Source organism: Microcoleus sp. K5-D4 (assembly GCF_036704575.1).
Lineage (GTDB): Bacteria > Cyanobacteriota > Cyanobacteriia > Cyanobacteriales > Microcoleaceae > Microcoleus.
Window position 1 is genome coordinate 58,771 of the sequence record NZ_JAUBSD010000024.1, and the last position, 18,407, is coordinate 77,177.

The window sequence follows — 18,407 nt, forward strand, 5'->3', positions numbered from 1 at the left end:
TAATGAGCAAGTTGAAAAATTTGGGTGTCAATTTGGGTTTGACACTCGGCGGTTTATTGATGGGGGTGGTAATTGGTGAAGTTGGGTTGCGAGTTGCTAGAGTTGAGGGCTATCAAAAAATAGGAGATTTCGTAGAGTCGGCGCCAACTCGTTTCCACACTTCCGATCCGAATTTGGGCTGGAAGCTGAAACCGGGCGCGTCAGGGGAGTGGAATGGGGAAGGTGCGAGTTTTGTGCAGGTGAATAGCGAGGGTTTGCGCGATCGTGAACACACAAAAGCAAAACCTCCAAATACTTTGCGCGTTGCGGTTTTGGGCGATTCTTTCACCGAAGCAATTCACGTACCTGTCGAACAAACTTTCTGGTCCAAATTGGAACGAAAGTTAGGCAACTGCGAAGCTGTTAAGGGACGCAAAAATGTTGAGGTCATGAATTTCGGGGTGCAGGGCTACGGTACTGCTCAACAATTGATAATGCTGCGAAAAAAAGTGTGGGATTACAGTCCTGATATTGTAATTCTTGCTTTTTTTATTGGCAATGATATAATTAACAACTCGCCGAAATTGGAATACGATCGCTATCGACCATTTTTTGCTTATGATGCTAGCGGCAAGTTAGTACCGGATATGTCTTTCCGCAATCTGGCGCCGATTGACCGCAACGAAAGAGCAGTTTCCTTCGTAGACCGGATGCCTAGTTTCCTCGTAAAAAATTCGCGCATTTTGCAGGTTATTAAAAAAGTAGACTTAGAAAGGAAAAAGCGCGAGTTATCTGAGGATTTTACCACTTTAAGTACCCAAAACCTCAAGGAACCTCCGAATGCAGCTTGGCAAGAGGCTTGGAGGGTGACAGAGGGTTTGATTGTGACGATGCGGAATGAAGTTGTGCAGAAAAATGCTGATTTCTGGGTTGTGACGATCGGCGATCCGATGCAAGTTAGGCCCGATGCCGAGAGGCGTAAAAATTTTATGAGAAAGAACAACATTCAGGATTTATTTTATCCCGATACGCGGCTGGAAAAGTTGGGCGCGCGCGAGGGTTTTCGGGTACTGAATTTATCCGAACAGATCCAAGGTTACACTGAAAAATATCAAGTTTGCGCCCACGGTTTTGATAATTCTGTACCCTGTGGGGGTCACTGGAATGAACTCGGACACCGGCTGGCTAGTATCCTGATTAACCGAAATTTGTGCGAAAATTTGAAGCAGTCTCAAGTCCCCAAAAAACAACCGTAAGCAGTCAAATTTCATGAAAGATTCAACGGCGCTGAAAAAAAGCCAAAATATATTAATTCTAATCGCAGTTAATTTGGCGATCGCCTTTATTTGTCTGGAAGCTTTATCGCTAGCTTTTTATTTTATAAACCAAAAGCAGTTTTTTTATACCAGAACTAAAGCCAAAGAAAAAGTAGTAGAAGATATTGAAAGGATCGGCATTAGACTTGATGAATCTATCGTAGAAAGACTGCACCCACTTTTTGGCTATGTACTCAAACAAGGTGCCTTCACCAATGAAAAATTAAAGTTAAAAGTCAATAAACACGGCTTTTTTTCTCTCTACGAATATCCGTTTATTAAAGCAAATAAAAATCAAGTTATTATCGGAATTTTTGGGGGTTCAGTTGCGAATAATTTTGCAGTTGATGAATACGTAGATCGCAGATTGTCTAACAAATTGAAGGCTTATCCAGAATTTGCGAACAAGGAAATTATTGTTTTAAATTTTGGGAATGGCGGCTACAAACAGCCCCAACAATTATTGGTTTTAAATTACTTTTTGGCCTTGGGTCAACAATTAGATTTAGTCATCAATATAGACGGTTTTAACGAAGTAGCACTGTCAAATTTAAACAACAAAGCCCAAGTAGAAATAGGAATGCCCAGCGTTCAGCACATACAGCCTCTGACGGGTTTAGCCAACAACAACTTGTCACCGGAAGCGATGAGTTCGATCGTTAAAATTAACGAAAACAAAAAACAATTGAAAGCAGGTATTGACAAATTGCAAACTTGTCAACTTGCTTTGTGTCACGCTGTCACCTCGCTACAGGTGAAACAATTAGTCAACAATTACCAGCAAGCAGTTGTCAAGTACGATCGACAAGTCAAACAATCTAACCCAGACACGGCAAATAGCGGTATAGTATACATTCCCAAAGCTGACTTTGTTTTGCAGGATGCCGCTGCTTTTGACAAAATGGCATCGATTTGGTATGAATCGTCGATCGGCATGAATCAAATTTTATCAAGTAGAAAGATTAAGTATTTTCACTTTATCCAGCCCAACCAGTATTATCCCACTAAGCGAGTGTTTACCGCCAAGGAAAACGAAATCGCGATCGACCAGAAGAGTCCTTACATTGAAGGTGTGAAAAAAGGTTATCCAGTATTGTTGTCCAAAGTCGATGATTTGCAAAAAGCTGGGGTTAATGTGTTTAGCGCAGTGAATATTTTAGACAATACAAAAGAGACGGTTTACAAAGATGCCTGCTGCCACTATAATTCAGTCGGAGAGGAAGTATTGGCAAACTATGTTTCTAGTTCCATTATTAAAGTAGTAAGAGAGTCGAAATAGAGGTTTATGAAAGATTTAAAATTCCTCAAAAAAGGACAAGAATTTATCAAGATTGCTTTTATTAATTTAGTGATGTTACTGTTTTTTCTAGAACTTGGCTCTTTGGCATGGTATTTTGTCAAGCACAAGCAATTTTTCTATACGAGAGAAAAAACGCAAGATAAGTCGGCTTTAGGAATTAATTTAGAAGGAGTGCGGCTGAATCAGTCTATTGTTGAAAGGTTTCATCCTTTTTTAGGATTTATCCAACAACCTGGCCCCGATTTTCGCCCTGGTTTTAAGGTTAACAACTACGGATTTATCTCTCCTTACGATTACCCTTTGAAGAAAACAAAGAAAAATCAATTTATTATCGGAGTTTTTGGCGGTTCTGTGGCTTCTAATTATGGAGTATTTGAAGTTCAAAACAAAATTTTACCTCAATACCTCAAGCAGATTCCGGGTTTGAAGGATAAAGAATTTGTAATTTTGTCTTTTGCTACCGGAGGCTACAAACAACCCCAGCAATTATTAATTCTAAACTATTTTTTGGCTTTAGGGCAAGAACTGGATCTGGTCGTCAATATAGATGGTTTTAATGAAGTAGCACTTTCTAACTTAAACAATAAAAATCAAGTCGATTTGGCGATGCCAAGCATTCAGCATATTTTGCCGCTGACTAACTTGGCGAATAATAGCCTTTCTACAAAAGCGATGAAAGCAACTATCAGAATCCAAGAAAATAAAGCTAGGATTAGTCAGGGTTTGGAACGTTTGCAACACTGCTCTTTAGCTGCGTGCGATGCTTTGACTTCTGTTTACGTTCAAAATCTAGTTAATAACTATAAAACCGATGTCATTAAGTTTGAAAAAGAACGGACTAAACAAAAAAAAGATGACAGTGGCAGCGTTATTTATATCAATACTAATAAGTCAGTTTTACAGGATTCAGTAGCTTTTCAAGAAATGGCATTGAATTGGGCGAAAAGTTCAATTTTTATGCACAAAGTTCTGTCTGCTAGTAATGTGCCTTATTTTCATGTTCTTCAGCCTAATCAATATTATCAGACGAAAAGGGTGTTTGGTGACGCCGAAAAGCAGATTGCTTTTAACAAGGATACTCCTTATGCTAAAGCTGTGCAAATTGGATATCCGGCTCTTTTCAAAAAGTGGCCTAATTTGGAAAAAAATAATATCAATCTAGTGAATGCTGTCAATGTTTTTGACAAGACTAAAGATGCTGTTTATGTAGATAGCTGCTGCCACTACAATCAAGCTGGAGAAGTAGTTTTTAGCAATTATGTGGGCCGTTCTATTCTGGAATCTTTGCGGAAAGATCAGCCTAGGAGCAAAAAGAATTAGGTCTGAAATACCCGCTGAATGGTTGATGTAAGGTGCGCCTAGCGCACCTTACCACTGAGTTCAAATTTTAGGTTTTTGGTTCGGTTCTAGCTCGATCGCCCGCTGAGTCGATCGGCATTACCAATATCTTATCAACTCGGTTCCCGTCCATATCGACTACTTCCACGCGCAAACCGTTCCACTCAAAATGCTCGGCTGCTGTGGGAATTTTGCCCAAATTGGTAATTACAAAACCGCCCATTGTGTGGTAACTTCCTTTGTGTTCTGCTGACAATTCTTCGATTCCAAACAGCTCAAAAAAATCTTCGACTGCTAGCATTCCGTCTAACAGCCAAGAACCATCTTCGCGCTGCACAGCTTCCGGTTCGTCAGCATCTTCTATTGAAGGAAAATCACCAACAAGTTCGACTAAAATGTCGTTAACTGTAACCAATCCTTGAATGACGCCGTATTCGTCTACTACCAAGGCAATTTGATTGCTAGATTGTTTGAAAAGTTCTAATACTTTTAAACCCCGCGTGCTTTCCGGTACAAATAACGGTCGTCGTAAAGAAGCGCTTAAATCTAGGGGTTGACCAGTTAAAGTCCGAGACAGCATATCAGTAACGTGTACTAAACCGACAACGTTGTCGAGCCCTCCCTGACACACGGGAAACCGAGAGTGACCACTGCCGAGCATTTTTTGGCGGTTTTCTTCCACGGAGTCGTCGAGGTCGAGCCAGGTAAGATCGGGACGCGGGGTCATTAAGGCGCTGACTCGCCGATCGCCCAAACGAAACACTCTTTCCACCATATCTTGTTCGGCTTCTTCAAAGGTTCCGGCTTCGGTGCCTTGCTCGATCAAAACTTTAATTTCCTCTTCTGTAACTTGCGGTTCTGTGGAGGGCGATATCCTCATCAGTCGCATCACTAAGTCAGTGGAATAACTTAACAGATAAACCGCAGGAGCGCCAATTTTTGAGAGCATTCGCATGGGAATTGCTACGCTTGAGGCGATCGGCTCTGGGTTGTTGAGTGCCAGCCGCTTCGGCACGAGTTCGCCGATAATTAAGGTCAGATAAGTGATGGTTAAAACTGCTACTACTGAGGCGATCGTCTGAGAATAGGGCGCGAGGGCAGGAATCAGCCGCAACAAAGGCTCTACTCTTCTAGAAATCGTCGTTTCTCCGAAAGCGCCCGACAGAATGGCCAGCATCGTAATCCCGATTTGAACTGTCGGCAAGAACTGATTGGGGGCATTAGCCAGATCCAAGGCTACGCGGGCATTGGCTGAACCTTGGTTGGCCATCTGTTGCAGTCTCACCTTCCGTACAGAGATGATGGCCATCTCTGACATCACAAACAAGCCATTGAGGAAAATTAGCAGGAGAACAATCAGAATATCGGTACTTGGGGACATTTCTAAAATTTTCGGTAGTAACGGCGAAGCGCTCTGCCCGGTTAAAGGAGAGGTCTGGAAGCTGCTAATCTCGATCGCAAAATCGAAATTTTTTCTAAACCTGTCACTAGATTAACGGAACTGGCTCAATCGCGATCGCAGGATCGAGATATTAAAGCAGAAATCTATCTCCAGTTAAGTTCCCAGGCGTCAACAGCAGAGCGGCACAATCATGGATGTTTGTCGTACAATCTCCTTAACAGGCAAAGGGAAAGAGCCTTCGCCGATCAGGGATTAAAATTAAAAGCGCATGACTTTCTCTTCAATAATTCGTACCCTCGGGCGATCGCCCCTAGCAACAGAACTCCTCAACAAGCTCAAGCGCCATCGCTACGTGCAACTCAACGGCGTAGCCCGTTTGCCTAAAGGTTTAGTAGCTTCCGCCCTCGCACAGCAAGAAGGGCGGAGTTTACTGGTAGTGACGGCAACTCTAGAAGAAGCCGGTCGTTGGGTGGCAGGGCTGGAGGCGATGGGCTGGCAAACCGTACATTTTTACCCGACTTCGGAGGCTTCGCCCTACGAGCTATCTTACTCCGACGAGAATGAAATGACGTGGGGGCAAATGCAGGTGCTGGCGGATTTGGTGGATAAGGAAGAAAAAACCGCCAATCAGTCGAAGCCAATCGCGATTGTAGCTACCGAAAGAGCTCTCCAGTCTCACTTGCCGCCACCTGATGCTTTTGAACCCTACTGTCTGACGCTGAAGCGAGGTGCGGTTCAAGACTCGAAGATACTCGATCGCCAACTCGTTTCGATGGGGTACGATCGGGTGGCTCTGGTGGAAATGGAGGGTCAATGGAGCCGTCGGGGTGATATTGTCGATGTATTTCCGGTGGCGGCTGAGTTGCCGGTGCGGCTGGAGTGGTTTGGGGATGATTTGGAGCAAATTCGGGAGTTCGATCCGTCTTCCCAGCGATCGCTCGATAAGGTCGATCGCTTAGTTTTAACTCCTACTAATTTTAACGCAATTATTAAAGCAGTTTTAGCTGAAAAAAATATTGACGAAATTAACCAACTAGGCTCTGTAGACACAGAAAATGAAGCGGAAAAATTTGTCCGCAGGCTGTTGGGTTTAGCGTTCGAGCAACCTGCATCTTTGTTGGATTATTTGACTGAAAATACTTTAGTTGTTATTGACGAACCGCAAGGGTGCGAAGCTCACAGCGACCGCTGGTTTGAGAATGCACAGGAACAGTGGAATAATTGCAATCGGGAATCGGAAGTTGCTGGTGAGGCAACCGAAAAATTGCCAATTGCTAATTTGAAAGTTCCGAAAATTCACCGCACTTTTGCTGAATCTATGGCAGATGTCGCAGCTTTCGAGAGGCTAGAACTTTCTGAATTGGCCGAAGATTCTACGGCTAAAAAATTTCAAAGCTCTGCGGAGGGCGACCAGCTACCATCTGCGATTAATTTGGCTTCTCGGCCTGTGCCGGTGATGCCTCACCAATTTGCGAAGCTGTCTCAAATGCTCAGGGAAGAGCGCGATCGGGGTTTTACCATTTTTCTGGTTTCTGCTCAACCGAGTCGATCGGTTTCTCTGCTTTCGGAACACGACTGTCCGGCTCAGTTTGTGGTAAATCCGCGCGATTTTTTGGCGATCGACAAGTTGCAATTGCAGCACGTTCCGGTTGCTTTGAAGTACAGCGGCTTAGCAGAATTGGAAGGGTTTATTCTGCCGACTTTTCGGATTGTTTTAATTACCGATCGGGAATTTTACGGTCAGCATTCTCTGGCTACTTTTAGCTACGTCCGCAAGCGCCGCCGCGCTGCTTCTAAGCAAGTAGACCCGAATAAATTAAGCCCTGGTGATTATGTGGTTCACCGCCAGCACGGAGTGGGTAAATTTCTCAAGTTGGAACGTTTGACGATCGATCGGGAAACTCGCGAATATTTATTGATTCAATACGCTGACGGTACTCTGAGAGTGGCGGCAGATCAATTGGGGGCTTTGTCGAGGTTTCGGACTGTAGGCGATAAAGTACCGGATCTAAACAAGCTGACAGGCCAAACTTGGGAAAAAACTAAAACAAAGGTTCGCAAAGCTGTTAAAAAATTGGCAGTGGATTTGCTGAATCTTTATGCTAAAAGAGCTAAACAAACAGGTTACGCTTTTCCTCCTGATATGCCTTGGCAACAAGAATTAGAGGATTCTTTTCCTTACCAGCCAACGCCGGATCAGTTGAAGGCAACTCAGGATGTGAAACGCGACATGGAGGGCGATCGACCGATGGATCGCTTGGTCTGCGGCGATGTTGGTTTTGGCAAGACAGAAGTGGCTCTGAGAGCAATTTTTAAGGCGGTTACGGCGGGCAAGCAGGTGGCTTTGCTCGCGCCGACGACGATTTTGACCCAACAGCACTATCACACGCTCTCAGAGCGTTTTTCCCCTTATCCGATCGAAGTTGGTTTGCTCAATCGCTTTCGCACTGAAACCGAGCGCCGGGAGATTCACAAGCGTTTGGCGACTGGGGAATTAGATGTGATTGTCGGTACTCAAGCTGTTTTGAGCAAGGCGATTAAATTTCGGGATTTGGGCTTGTTGGTGGTGGATGAAGAACAGCGGTTTGGAGTTAAGCAAAAGGAAGCAATTAAATCTCTCAAAACAGAGGTAGATGTTCTGACTTTGACAGCAACGCCGATTCCCCGGACTTTGTATATGTCGCTGTCGGGGATTCGCGAGATGAGTTTGATTTCGACTCCGCCTCCCAGCAGACGCCCGATTCAGACGCATTTGGCTCCCTATAACCCGGAAGTGGTGCGATCGGCAATTCGTCAAGAATTGGACAGGGGCGGTCAGGTTTTTTACGTGGTGCCGCGGATTGAGGGGATTGATGAGTTGGCCGCTCAGTTGCAGGAGATGGTACCGTCTGCCAGAATTGCGATCGCCCACGGTCAAATGGAGGCTTCGGAACTAGAATCAATCATGCTGACTTTCAGCGCGGCGGAGTTTGATATTTTGGTGTGCACGACGATTATTGAGTCGGGTTTGGATATTCCGCGAGTCAATACCATTTTAATTGAAGACGCGCAGAAGTTTGGTTTGGGTCAGCTTTACCAGTTGCGGGGACGGGTGGGACGCGCGGGGATTCAAGCTCATGCTTGGCTGTTTTATCCGAAGCAGAACAAGCTATCCGATCCTGCAAGGCAGAGGCTGCGGGCAATTCAAGAGTTCGCGCAGTTGGGTTCAGGCTATCAGTTGGCTGTCCGAGATATGGAAATTCGCGGTTCGGGTGATGTTTTGGGTACTGAACAATCTGGTCAAATGGAGGCGATCGGTTTTGATTTGTATGCAGAAATGTTAGAGGAGGCTATTCGGGAAATAAAGGGTCAGGAAATTCCGAAAGTGGAGGACGCGCAAATTGACCTCACTTTGACGGCGTTTATTCCTGCCGATTACATCGCAGATTTGGATCAAAAGATGAGCGCTTACCGGTCTGTGGCTTCTGCTAATACTCCTGAAGAATTACAGCAGATTCAGGCTGATTGGTGCGATCGTTATGGGCCAATTCCTCTTCCAGCCCAGCAACTTATCCGTGTGGTCGAACTAAAACAAATTGCTAAAAAAATCGGTTTTTCTCGGATTAAACCGGAGAATAAGCAGAACATAGTTTTGGAAACTGCGATGGAAGAGCCTGCTTGGAATTTGCTCAAGGCTAATTTGCCGGAACATTTGCGATCTCGTTTTGTCTACAGCAAGGGGAAGGTTACTATTCGAGGTATGGCGGTTTTGACGGCCCAAAAGCAATTGGATAATTTGATTGATTGGCTGGGTAAAATGCAGGGCGCTTTGCCGGAAGCAAATGTTTGATTTTAATATATAATCCCCAAATCTCGCGCACCGCCGAAACCACAGAATAATACCGATGGAACCATAAAAAATATTACTGCTGTTTTCATGATGGTTTTAGCGACAGAAAGGATTAAAATCGTGAAAAAGTTAGTGAGTATTTTTTTGGCGATCGCGCTAGTGCAAGGAGTCCCCATGGCGGTTCAATCTCAACAAATAATTGACCCGATCGATCGGGTTGTGAGTGCAGGATTGATGAATAAAGATGCTAGTGGTAATTTTAATGCTGAGGGCCTTGTAAGTCGCGCCGATTTGGCGATGATTTTAGTGAAAACTTTTGGTTTGGAACGGCGGAAAACTGCTCAGAAACCGGATAGGGAAGTGCCGGACGTACCGAAGAGTTACTGGGCTTACAGTGCGGTTCAAACTGCTTTGAAAACGGGAACGATGAGTGGATATCGCGACGGAATGTTTTTCCCAAATCAAAGGGTGACTCGCGCTGAAGCTTTGGCGATTTTTGCTCAAGCTTACGGGGTTTTTCAGTTTCCCGATCCCAGCATTTCCGAGATTTTAGCTAAGTATCCAGATGCAGGCGAAATTCCTAGTTGGGCTAGAAAGTCTATAGCTACTGCACTTTATGAAGGGTTTGTTAATGTTGATATCGCAACTAATAAGATTAATCCTTTGAAACCGATGACTCGTGGGGATATCGCTTACGCTTTGAGCAAGTATTTGGAGCGGCAGGTAAGACCGAGTTCTTTGCCTGTCCCGGACGAGGAGCCTCCCGATCGCGGCGTGGGAAGGTGATAGTGTTGAGTTGTGATATCAAATCCGGTAGCATCGGAATTATTCCTCTCTGTATTCTCTCCCTCTGCGTTCTCTGCGCCCTCTGCGGTTAAATCATTCCGATACAACCGGAAACTATATGAGTTAAAAAGTCGATCGCCCGCAATTGAAACATCATGCAAAATCCCGGAGATTTGGTGACTGTAAAAGCAGCCATCAAACCCCCAGGATTTAAGTTTTTCCTCTTAAACGAGGCTCAAATTATCCCCAGTGAGCTTTAACTTAATCAGCAGTAGCCAATTCGGTACTGCCACCACCGCGCTTCCGCGTCAGGGTATTGAAAAGCATCTGACCAACTGCTTTAATCAAATTGCCTTCTAACTCCATGAACATCTTCATGTTCATGCCGAAAGCTGCATTAGCTTCGTCAACAATTCGCTCTGCTGTTGCTTCGTCAATCGGCAGTTCATTCATTGCCTGACGGTAGTTAGCCTTGAATTCTTTTTCATCAGGAATATCCTGGAATTCATAGAAAGCAGTGCCTTCTCCCTCGGAAAGATTCATCCCGCGCTGGGCAATTCCCTTCAGGATTTGTCCGCCAGATAAATCGCCAAGGTAGCGAGTGTAAGAGTGAGCTACTAACAGTTCCGGTGCCGTCGCCGAAATTTCGTGAATGCGCTGCACATAAGCTTTAGCTGCGGCTGACGGAGCTACTTGTTCGCGCCAATTCGCACCGTAGTAGTAAAATAAATCTTGCTCTAAGCTTTGTTTGCGATTCAACTCAGAAAAGTAAATTTTTGAAACAACCGGATGCTGCTTTTGGCGTTCCATTTCCTCTTCGATTGCCGAGTAGACAAAGTAGAGGTTTCCTACTAACTTCCGGTAAGAAGTTTTTTCTACAACGCCTTTTAAAAAACACTTGACAAAACCGACGTTTTCTGCCATTGTGTGGGACTTTTTGGTTCCCTCACGCAATTTGGTCGCTAAATTGATGCTCATGCTATACTGTCCAACCTTCTATTTTTGTGGTAGCTGATGGATGCGCCAAAAATCTAAAATTTACCTAAGCATTTACCTTAGATCGATTTGATGAGAGATTGTATTAATTTTTATAACAAAATCTACCTACCTCAAACAGCAGAAACCCTTGTGCCTCGGAAGGCACAAGGGTTCAAACTGCTGAAAAAGTTTAGTCGTTAGTCGTTCCTCATCGACAGTTAGCTACTGATTAATTTAGATGTCCAAGTCGAGGAGGTTGAGTTTGGGGCCGTAGGTTTCAATGAATTCGCGGCGGGGGGCGACACGATCGCCCATTAAGATCGTAAAGATGCGATCGGCCTCAGCAGCGTCTTCAATCTCCACCCGTTTCAGCGTCCGAGTTTCTGGGTTCATCGTCGTATCCCACAACTGTGTCGGCATCATTTCACCCAAACCTTTGAACCGCTGAATGGTGTAATTAGCATTCGCCGGAAATTCATTGCGGATGAGATTGTTCATTTCGCGATCGCTGTAACAGTAGTAATGATTGCGTCCCCGTTCCACTTTATAGAGAGGAGGACAAGCAATATAGATGTAACCTTGGTCTACAAGTGCGCGCTGATAGCGGTAGAAGAAAGTCAGCAATAGCGTGCGGATGTGAGCACCATCTACGTCAGCGTCAGTCATAATTACGATGTGGTGATACCGCAATTGACCCGGATCGAATTCTTCGCCTTTGATGCCCAAACCCAGGGCTGTAATTAACGATTGAATTTCGTTATTTTTGTAGATTTTGGCGTCGTCGGTTTTCTCAATGTTGAGAATTTTACCGCGCAAAGGCAGGATTGCTTGGAATTGGCGATCGCGCCCTTGTTTTGCCGATCCGCCTGCAGAATCCCCCTCCACCAGGTATATCTCAGACAGGGCAGGGTCTCTGGAACTACAGTCCGCCAATTTTCCAGGCAAAGGAGATGATTCTAAGACAGATTTTCGGCGCACTAAATCGCGGGCACGGCGGGCGGCTTCAGCGGCCTTAAATGCCTGAATTGCTTTTTCCAAAATAGCGTCAGCTACTTGGGGGCGAAACTCCAAATATTCTGTTAATACTTCGCCTACCAAGGAATCAACAATTCCCCGAACTTCTGTATTTCCCAACTTAGTTTTAGTTTGACCTTCAAATTCCGGGTCTGGAACTTTGACCGAAATTACTGCTGTCAAACCTTCGCGCACGTTTTCGCCGGCGAGGTTGGGCTCATTTTCTTTAATTTTGTTGCGCTTGCGGGCGATCGAATTCATCGTCCGCGTCAAAACAGCCTTCAAACCTTCTAAGTGCGTGCCACCGTCGATCGTCCGAATGTTGTTAGCAAAACCTAGAACGTTGTCGCTAAAAGCATCAACGCACCACTGCAAAGCCACTTCTATCTGCACGTTGTTGCGTTCTCCTTGCACGTAGATCACTTCTTCGTGCAGAGGCTGCTTTTCGCGGTTCATGTAGGCGATATATTCCTTGATTCCGCCCTCATAACAGTATGTTTCGACGCGAGGTTCGCTACTTTTAAGCAGTTCCAAACGGTGGTCGCTAAACGTAATTCTCACGCCCGCATTCAAGTAACCCAATTCTCGCAAGCGCCCGGCGAGTATAGTGTAATCAAATTCAATGCCAGTGCTAAATATTTGAGTATCTGGCAAGAAAGAAACTGAAGTGCCGGTGCGAGTACCTTTGTTGGGCTTGGCAGTAAGTTCAGTAACTGGATTGCCTCTTTCGTAGCGCTGTAAATGTTCTTTTTGGTCGCGCCAAACTGTCACTTCTACCCACTCGGACAGCGCGTTAACAACAGAAATACCTACACCGTGCAATCCTCCAGAAACCTTGTAGCCACCACCGCCAAATTTACCCCCGGCGTGAAGTACAGTCATTACTGTTTCTATTCCTGATTTGCCAGTCTTGGCAACGATGCCGGTGGGAATGCCCCGGCCGTCGTCTGTCACGGTAACGGAACCGTCGGCGTTGATGTCAATCTCGATGTGAGTGCAGTGGCCAGCCAGCGCCTCATCTATGGAATTGTCCACAACCTCGTAAACTAGATGGTGGAGTCCTCGCGGCCCGGTGGTACCGATGTACATCCCCGGTCGTTTACGGACTGCTTCGAGACCTTCGAGAACTTGAATCTGGTCGGCGCTGTAGCTGCTGGTCATACAAAAATAGCTCCAATAATGAGGCCTAAAGCCCCGAAAGCTTCTAAAATGGGAAAACTCCTAAAATTATAGCACAAAACCGTTAAAGGCGATGCTAGGGCTTTCTGAAGGGAAATTTATTGGGGGGACGGAGGGGAATAGTTTTGAGATTGCTGGAGGACTGCCCTGGTTGATCGCCGTGAATCAGTGTAGGGAGAGAGGGGAAAGCATGGAGAGGAGAGGATTTGAGAGTTTTTATAGGGAAATGTGCGACACCTTATGCCTAAATTAATTACGATTTGCGGGGCGACGGCGACGGGGAAGTCGGGAGTGGCTGTGGCTTTGGCTTCGCGACTGCAATCCTCGATCCTGAGTGCGGACTCGCGTCAAGTGTACCGCGAATTTGACATCGGAACCGCAAAACCGACGGCGGTTGATCGCACTTGTGTACCGCATCACTTAATTGACATCTGCGATCCGACGGAAACGCTGACACTAGCAGATTACCAGCAACAAGCTCAAAATTTAATTGCTGCTGTCGATTTTCCGCTGTCTCCCCCCCTGTTGTTGGTGGGAGGGACGGGCTTATATATTAAATCGATTGTCAGGGGTTTAAAAATTCCGAGGGTAGCACCGATGCCCGAATTACGATCGCAACTTGCAGAACTCGGACAATCTCAATGTTACGCGATGTTGCAGCAGGTCGATCGCTCTGCGGCTGAGAAAATTCACCTCAATGACCCAGTAAGAACTTTAAGAGCACTGGAAGTATTTTATGTCACCGGTCGCCCTATTTCGGAACAGCAGGGCGAAAATCCTCCCAATTATCCTATTTTACAAATTGGGTTGGATTGCGCGATCGACGTTTTGGTCGATCGGATCAAACAGCGCACCGAACAAATGCTAGAACGCGGTTGGATTGTTGAAGTAGAATATTTGTGTAAAAAATACGGCTGCGACTTGCCACTGTTGAACACGCTGGGCTATCAGGAAATCAAACAATATTTGGCTGGCGACATTAAGCTTGAAGAAGCCAAAGAATTAACAATTTTGCACACGCGGCAATTTGCGAAGAGACAGCGGACTTGGTTTCGAGCGTATCCTGAAATTGAATGGTTTGATGTTAGCACGCCAAATTTGCTAGAAAGAGTTTGGCAGAGAGTTGAAGAGTTTGAGGGACGCAGATCAAGACTGATGTAATTTCAATTTTTCCTTCGCAGGCTCTGCCTGGGAATGCCTGAATCCGAGGCTCTGCCTGGCAGAAATAGGGAAGCATAGCCTCCGGTTCTGCGTTCCTAGGCAGAGCCTATCAACGAGGGGAAGTCCGTCAATTAACTGTACAAACCCGCCACATATTCGCCGTAACCGTTATAGGGCAAAGTTGGGCGAGTTTCCCACGACCAACTGTTACCGGGACCGACTATCCGTTCACTGGCCTGCGACCATCTGGGGTGCGGCTTGTCGGGTTCGACATTTGCTTCAAAAGCGTATTCGTTGGGGCCAATTGTATTCCAAAAAGTGGCGGGCTGTTGTTCGACAAATTCAATTTTTACGATCGACTTTGCGCCCTTAAAACCGTATTTCCAAGGAATCACTTGCCGCAGAGGCGCACCATTTTGCTTAGGTAGCCTTCGGCCATACAAGCCTGTGGCAAAAAATGCTAAATCGTTCGCCATTTCTTCAATTCGCAGACCTTCGGTATAAGGCCAAGGATAAAATTGCGACATTAAACCGGGACCGGGAGTAATTTTGGGGTCGTAAAATGAGGTGAAGCGAACGAATTTAGCCTTCGATTGCGGTTCGACATCGGCCATCAGTAATTTCATGGGAAATCCGACCCAAGGAACTACCATCGCCCACGCTTCTACGCAGCGAAATCGATAAACTCGTTCTTCGATTGGAAATTTTTTGTAGAGGTCGTCAATATCATAAGTGCGGGGATTTTTTACTAAACCGCTTACTTCTACTTTCCAGTTTTCTGTTGGCAAAGCTTGAGCGGCTTGCCAAATAGATTTTGTGCCGCCGTATTCGTAAAAATTGTTGTATTTTGTAGCTAAGCCTTCGTCCGTAATTGCTCGATCAACTTTTGCAAAGGCGGGATTCCGGCTCAATTCCGAATAGGCTTGGGTTGAGCTTTGATCCAGAGCAGTTTTTGAGCTAGCATTGCTTTGGCAGCCGGTCAGCGGCAGCAGCGAAGCAGTCACGCCGGCGCCAATTAAATTTGTCATGAAGCGGCGGCGGTTGATAAAGGCTGTTTCTGAGGTAATTTGTGGGTTGAGAATTTCCCAAGACTTGGGTACACGAATTAAGGGCATAAGTAATAGTTAAAAGTTAGTAGTTAGTTGGGATAATTTTGCCTAATTTTTAATCGGTTAGTCGATTTGAGGTGGGAAATGGGAAATTTTAGATTCACTCCATAGAACAAAGAATCGCCGATATTTGGCAAGGTCTCGCGATTGCTTAGGTGCGATCGCTCTGAAAGTATTCGCAATGACAGTATAACGTAATTCGGTAACAGCAAATCCCGCCGATCGCTCGAATGAGCTCGGTACGATCAACCTATTAAACCTCGCTCGCAGGAAAGTCAGCAATAATTTACGCGCGATCGACGGCAGCAATTGTGGCGAAAATCTGGGAAACAATTATGATCAAGCAAAGATTCCAATTATTTAATTTGTCCACAGGAAGCGGCACGCACCGCCCCGCTTTCCTCCCCCACCAGCAATAATGTCGGACGGGGGTCTCCAGCGGAAAGACAAATGAGTTACTGCACCAATCCCCATTGCCAGAATCCCCAAAATCTCGATCGCGCGACAATCTGCAAAAGTTGCGAGTCGAACTTGTTGCTAAAAGGCCGCTACCGAGTCTTTCATACCCTCGGTCAAAGTCTCACTTGCCGCACCTTCTTAGCAGTCGATGAAGACCAACCTTCGCAACCCCGCTGCGTCATTCAACAGTTCTGCGCGCCCGCGGCCGTCGCCGACGGTCGCACACAGCAAAACCGGACATTTCGCGGCTCAGCCTCAGTTCTCGACGAGTTGGGGAAACATCCACAAATACCGAAATTGCTGGCATCTTTTGAACTCGAAGGCTGCCAGTATTTAGTGCAAGAATACATCGAAGGCCGTAATTTAGCCGATCGGCTTTCAGAAAAAGGTGTTGTTAAAGAAATTCAAATTTGGTATCTGCTGAGCGAATTGTTGCCAGTCCTGCAATTTGTTCACGAACATCAACTGATTCACCGAGATATCAAACCGTCGAATATTATTCACCGCAAAACTCCCCAAGCATCCCCAGCTTTGGCAGGGAAAGAGGATTTACATTCCGTGGCCCAAGAAAGTGCCTCTGGGCTAGTTTTAGTCGATTTCGGCGCGGCAATTCCGGCTAATAGCGGGCCTCTCAAAACAGAAACGGTCACAGGTTCTGCGGAATACGCGGCCCCGGAACAAATTAAAGGTCAAGCGATTAAGAGCAGCGACATCTACAGTTTGGGCGTCACTTGCATTCACTTGTTAACGGGAATGTCGCCCTTTGATTTGTTTGACATCAAAGCCGAAAGTTGGACCTGGAGACATTATTTGAAAGTACCAGTTTCGGCGCGACTCGGCCGCATTCTGGATAAAATGGTGCAGCGAGAACCATCAAAACGCTATCGCTCGATCGAGGCAATTCTCACAGACATGAAATACGGCCCGGCACCGGTAGACGTGATTCTCAGCAAACCCAAGTGGACTTTGGCCATGTGGGGAGCAAGTACGGTTGCCCTGCTGTCCGTATTGCTGGGTGTTCGCTTGCCCTCTCCTGCACCGCAGGCTTTCACTTCTGGTGAGCCTGTTTCTAGCATTCCCGAAATTCGGTTCAATCCGCCCCCGATGCAGGATTTTAACGGTGAGGCATCGCAGTCGCGGCCAGCAGTGCGGACTCTGGCGGATCAAGACAAAAACCCGGTTTGGGCGGTAGCAGTTGCTCCCCAAGGCCGCGTGATCGTCAGCGGGAATAACGACGGCACAATTCACCTGCTGCACAAGCGTCACGGCAAGCTGCTCAAGGTTTTAGCAGGACATTTGGGGCCGGTGTGGTCGGTGGCCGTCAGTCCTGACGGCAGGAAGATCGCCAGCGGTGGCGTTGACGGTACGATTAAATTGTGGAATTTCTATTCGGGCAAGTTAATTCAGACTTTGGACGGACACCAAAACGGCGTGTTCTCGGTGGTTTTCAGTCCCGACGGCCAGACCCTGGCCAGTGTCGGTAAGGACAAAACTTTGAAGTTGTGGCAAGTAGAAGGCGGCGCCGAGTTGGAAACTCTCAACCGGGTGTTTGACGAGGTGCAGTCGGTGGCTTTCAGTGCCGATCGAGAAACTTTGGCGATCGGCAGCAGCGACGGTAAGATCAGCCTGTGGAACTGGCAGACTGGGGAATTGAAAGAAACTCTTTGGGGTCATTCCGAGGCGGTTTGGTCTTTGGCCATCAGCCCGGACGGTCAAACTCTCGCCAGCGGCAGTTGGGACAAGACGGTGAAGTTGTGGGATATCAGCACAAATAATCAGTCCCAGCAACCCAGCGGTTCTCTGCTGCGGACTTTGATCGGCCATTCCGACAAGGTTAAGTCCTTGGCTTTCACTCCCGACGGAGACAAACTCGCCAGCGCCGATTTGAGCGGGACTATCAAGCTGTGGCGGATGAGTTCCGGCGAAATGGCGGGCACCCTGAAGGGTCATTCTACCTGGGTGGATTTGGCTTTTAATCCTCAAGACAAAACTCTGATCAGTGGCAGTTTTGACGACACGATTAAGGTGTGGCGACTGTCTCCTTAATTTGTTCGATTGTCCGCGCGATCGAAGTATAAGAGTCTCCAACCACAATCAAAGATTTTGGTTGGAGATTCTTATACTAGGCGATTAAAATCGCTGGTATACAAACGAAGTCCCCTTCAAGCGGACTAAAGTATATATTTAGGCAGTCCCGCCGTTAACGCAAATATTTTGTCCGATAATCCACCGGGCTTGGTCGCTGCACAAAAAAGCCGTTACATCGGCAATATCTTCAACTTTTCCGAGTCTTCCCAAAGCAGTTATTTGGGTAAATCTTTGTATTTGTTCGACGGTTTTGCCGACAGTGAAGAGTTCTGTATCCGTGGGACCCGGAGAAATTACATTGACTGTATTTTGGCGATATCCCAATTCCTTAGCTAGCGATCGAGTTAGCTGTTCGACCGCGCCTTTTGTCGCCACGTAAACCCCGTAAGTTGCTGGGGGGGTGACAACCCACCCAAAACCCATAGCTAGTAAGGATTGAGCCAACTTGTGGTAAAAAAAGATAGGCAGC

The 18,407-nt window shown here is 46.3% G+C and carries 12 protein-coding genes; 7 read left to right on the top strand and 5 right to left on the bottom strand.

Features of this window, described 5'->3' with window-relative positions; translation table 11 throughout:
* Positions 1 to 2 precede the first annotated feature (2 nt).
* The 3 genes from QUA77_RS10515 to QUA77_RS10525 are packed head-to-tail and all read left to right on the top strand — an operon-like array spanning position 3 to position 3,915.
* Positions 3 to 1,235 (top strand): SGNH/GDSL hydrolase family protein, encoded by a 1,233-nt coding sequence (locus QUA77_RS10515; protein WP_333039070.1) that lies wholly within the window; start codon positions 3 to 5, stop codon positions 1,233 to 1,235.
* Positions 1,236 to 1,248: 13 nt separating this feature from the next.
* Positions 1,249 to 2,574 (top strand): hypothetical protein, encoded by a 1,326-nt coding sequence (locus QUA77_RS10520; protein ID WP_333450067.1) that lies wholly within the window; start codon positions 1,249 to 1,251, stop codon positions 2,572 to 2,574.
* A 6-nt stretch (positions 2,575 to 2,580) separates the two neighbouring features.
* Positions 2,581 to 3,915 carry a hypothetical protein gene (locus tag QUA77_RS10525; RefSeq protein WP_333450068.1) on the top strand — a complete coding sequence of 445 codons (1,335 nt, stop codon included), beginning with the start codon at positions 2,581 to 2,583 and terminating at the stop codon, positions 3,913 to 3,915.
* A gap of 67 nt (positions 3,916 to 3,982) precedes the next feature.
* Here QUA77_RS10525 and QUA77_RS10530 read toward each other — a convergent pair whose 3' ends face one another.
* Positions 3,983 to 5,314 carry a hemolysin family protein gene (locus tag QUA77_RS10530; RefSeq protein ID WP_333450069.1) on the bottom strand — a complete coding sequence of 444 codons (1,332 nt, stop codon included), beginning with the start codon at positions 5,312 to 5,314 and terminating at the stop codon, positions 3,983 to 3,985.
* Between the two features lie 289 nt (positions 5,315 to 5,603).
* On the opposite strand from QUA77_RS10530, the gene mfd reads away from it, so the two are divergent.
* A complete protein-coding gene (gene mfd / locus QUA77_RS10535; protein ID WP_333450070.1) occupies positions 5,604 to 9,164 on the top strand; it encodes a transcription-repair coupling factor in 3,561 nt (1,186 codons plus the stop codon).
* A gap of 120 nt (positions 9,165 to 9,284) precedes the next feature.
* On the top strand, positions 9,285 to 9,950 hold the full coding sequence (locus QUA77_RS10540) for an S-layer homology domain-containing protein (RefSeq protein WP_333039077.1): 666 nt from the start codon (positions 9,285 to 9,287) through the stop codon (positions 9,948 to 9,950).
* A 261-nt stretch (positions 9,951 to 10,211) separates the two neighbouring features.
* Here the strand turns inward: QUA77_RS10540 and QUA77_RS10545 are convergent, their stop codons facing one another.
* Together QUA77_RS10545 and gyrB are read right to left on the bottom strand one after the other, a co-directional pair.
* Positions 10,212 to 10,928, bottom strand: coding sequence for a heme oxygenase (biliverdin-producing) (locus QUA77_RS10545; RefSeq protein ID WP_333039079.1), 717 nt, complete (start codon positions 10,926 to 10,928; stop codon positions 10,212 to 10,214).
* Positions 10,929 to 11,162: 234 nt separating this feature from the next.
* Positions 11,163 to 13,103: a DNA topoisomerase (ATP-hydrolyzing) subunit B gene (gene gyrB / locus QUA77_RS10550; protein WP_333039081.1), complete on the bottom strand. Its 1,941-nt coding sequence runs from the start codon at positions 13,101 to 13,103 to the stop codon at positions 11,163 to 11,165.
* A 258-nt stretch (positions 13,104 to 13,361) separates the two neighbouring features.
* Between gyrB and miaA the strand changes: the two genes are divergently transcribed.
* Positions 13,362 to 14,282, top strand: a complete 921-nt coding sequence (gene miaA, locus QUA77_RS10555; protein ID WP_333450071.1) for a tRNA (adenosine(37)-N6)-dimethylallyltransferase MiaA — start codon at positions 13,362 to 13,364, stop codon at positions 14,280 to 14,282.
* A 131-nt stretch (positions 14,283 to 14,413) separates the two neighbouring features.
* Here miaA and msrP read toward each other — a convergent pair whose 3' ends face one another.
* Positions 14,414 to 15,397 (bottom strand): protein-methionine-sulfoxide reductase catalytic subunit MsrP, encoded by a 984-nt coding sequence (msrP, locus tag QUA77_RS10560; protein WP_333039089.1) that lies wholly within the window; start codon positions 15,395 to 15,397, stop codon positions 14,414 to 14,416.
* Positions 15,398 to 15,841: 444 nt separating this feature from the next.
* On the opposite strand from msrP, the gene QUA77_RS10565 reads away from it, so the two are divergent.
* On the top strand, positions 15,842 to 17,896 hold the full coding sequence (locus QUA77_RS10565) for a serine/threonine-protein kinase (protein ID WP_333039090.1): 2,055 nt from the start codon (positions 15,842 to 15,844) through the stop codon (positions 17,894 to 17,896).
* Positions 17,897 to 18,034: 138 nt separating this feature from the next.
* Here the strand turns inward: QUA77_RS10565 and QUA77_RS10570 are convergent.
* A partial coding sequence (locus QUA77_RS10570) for an SDR family oxidoreductase (RefSeq protein WP_333450072.1) occupies positions 18,035 to 18,407 on the bottom strand: 373 nt, incomplete at its 5' end.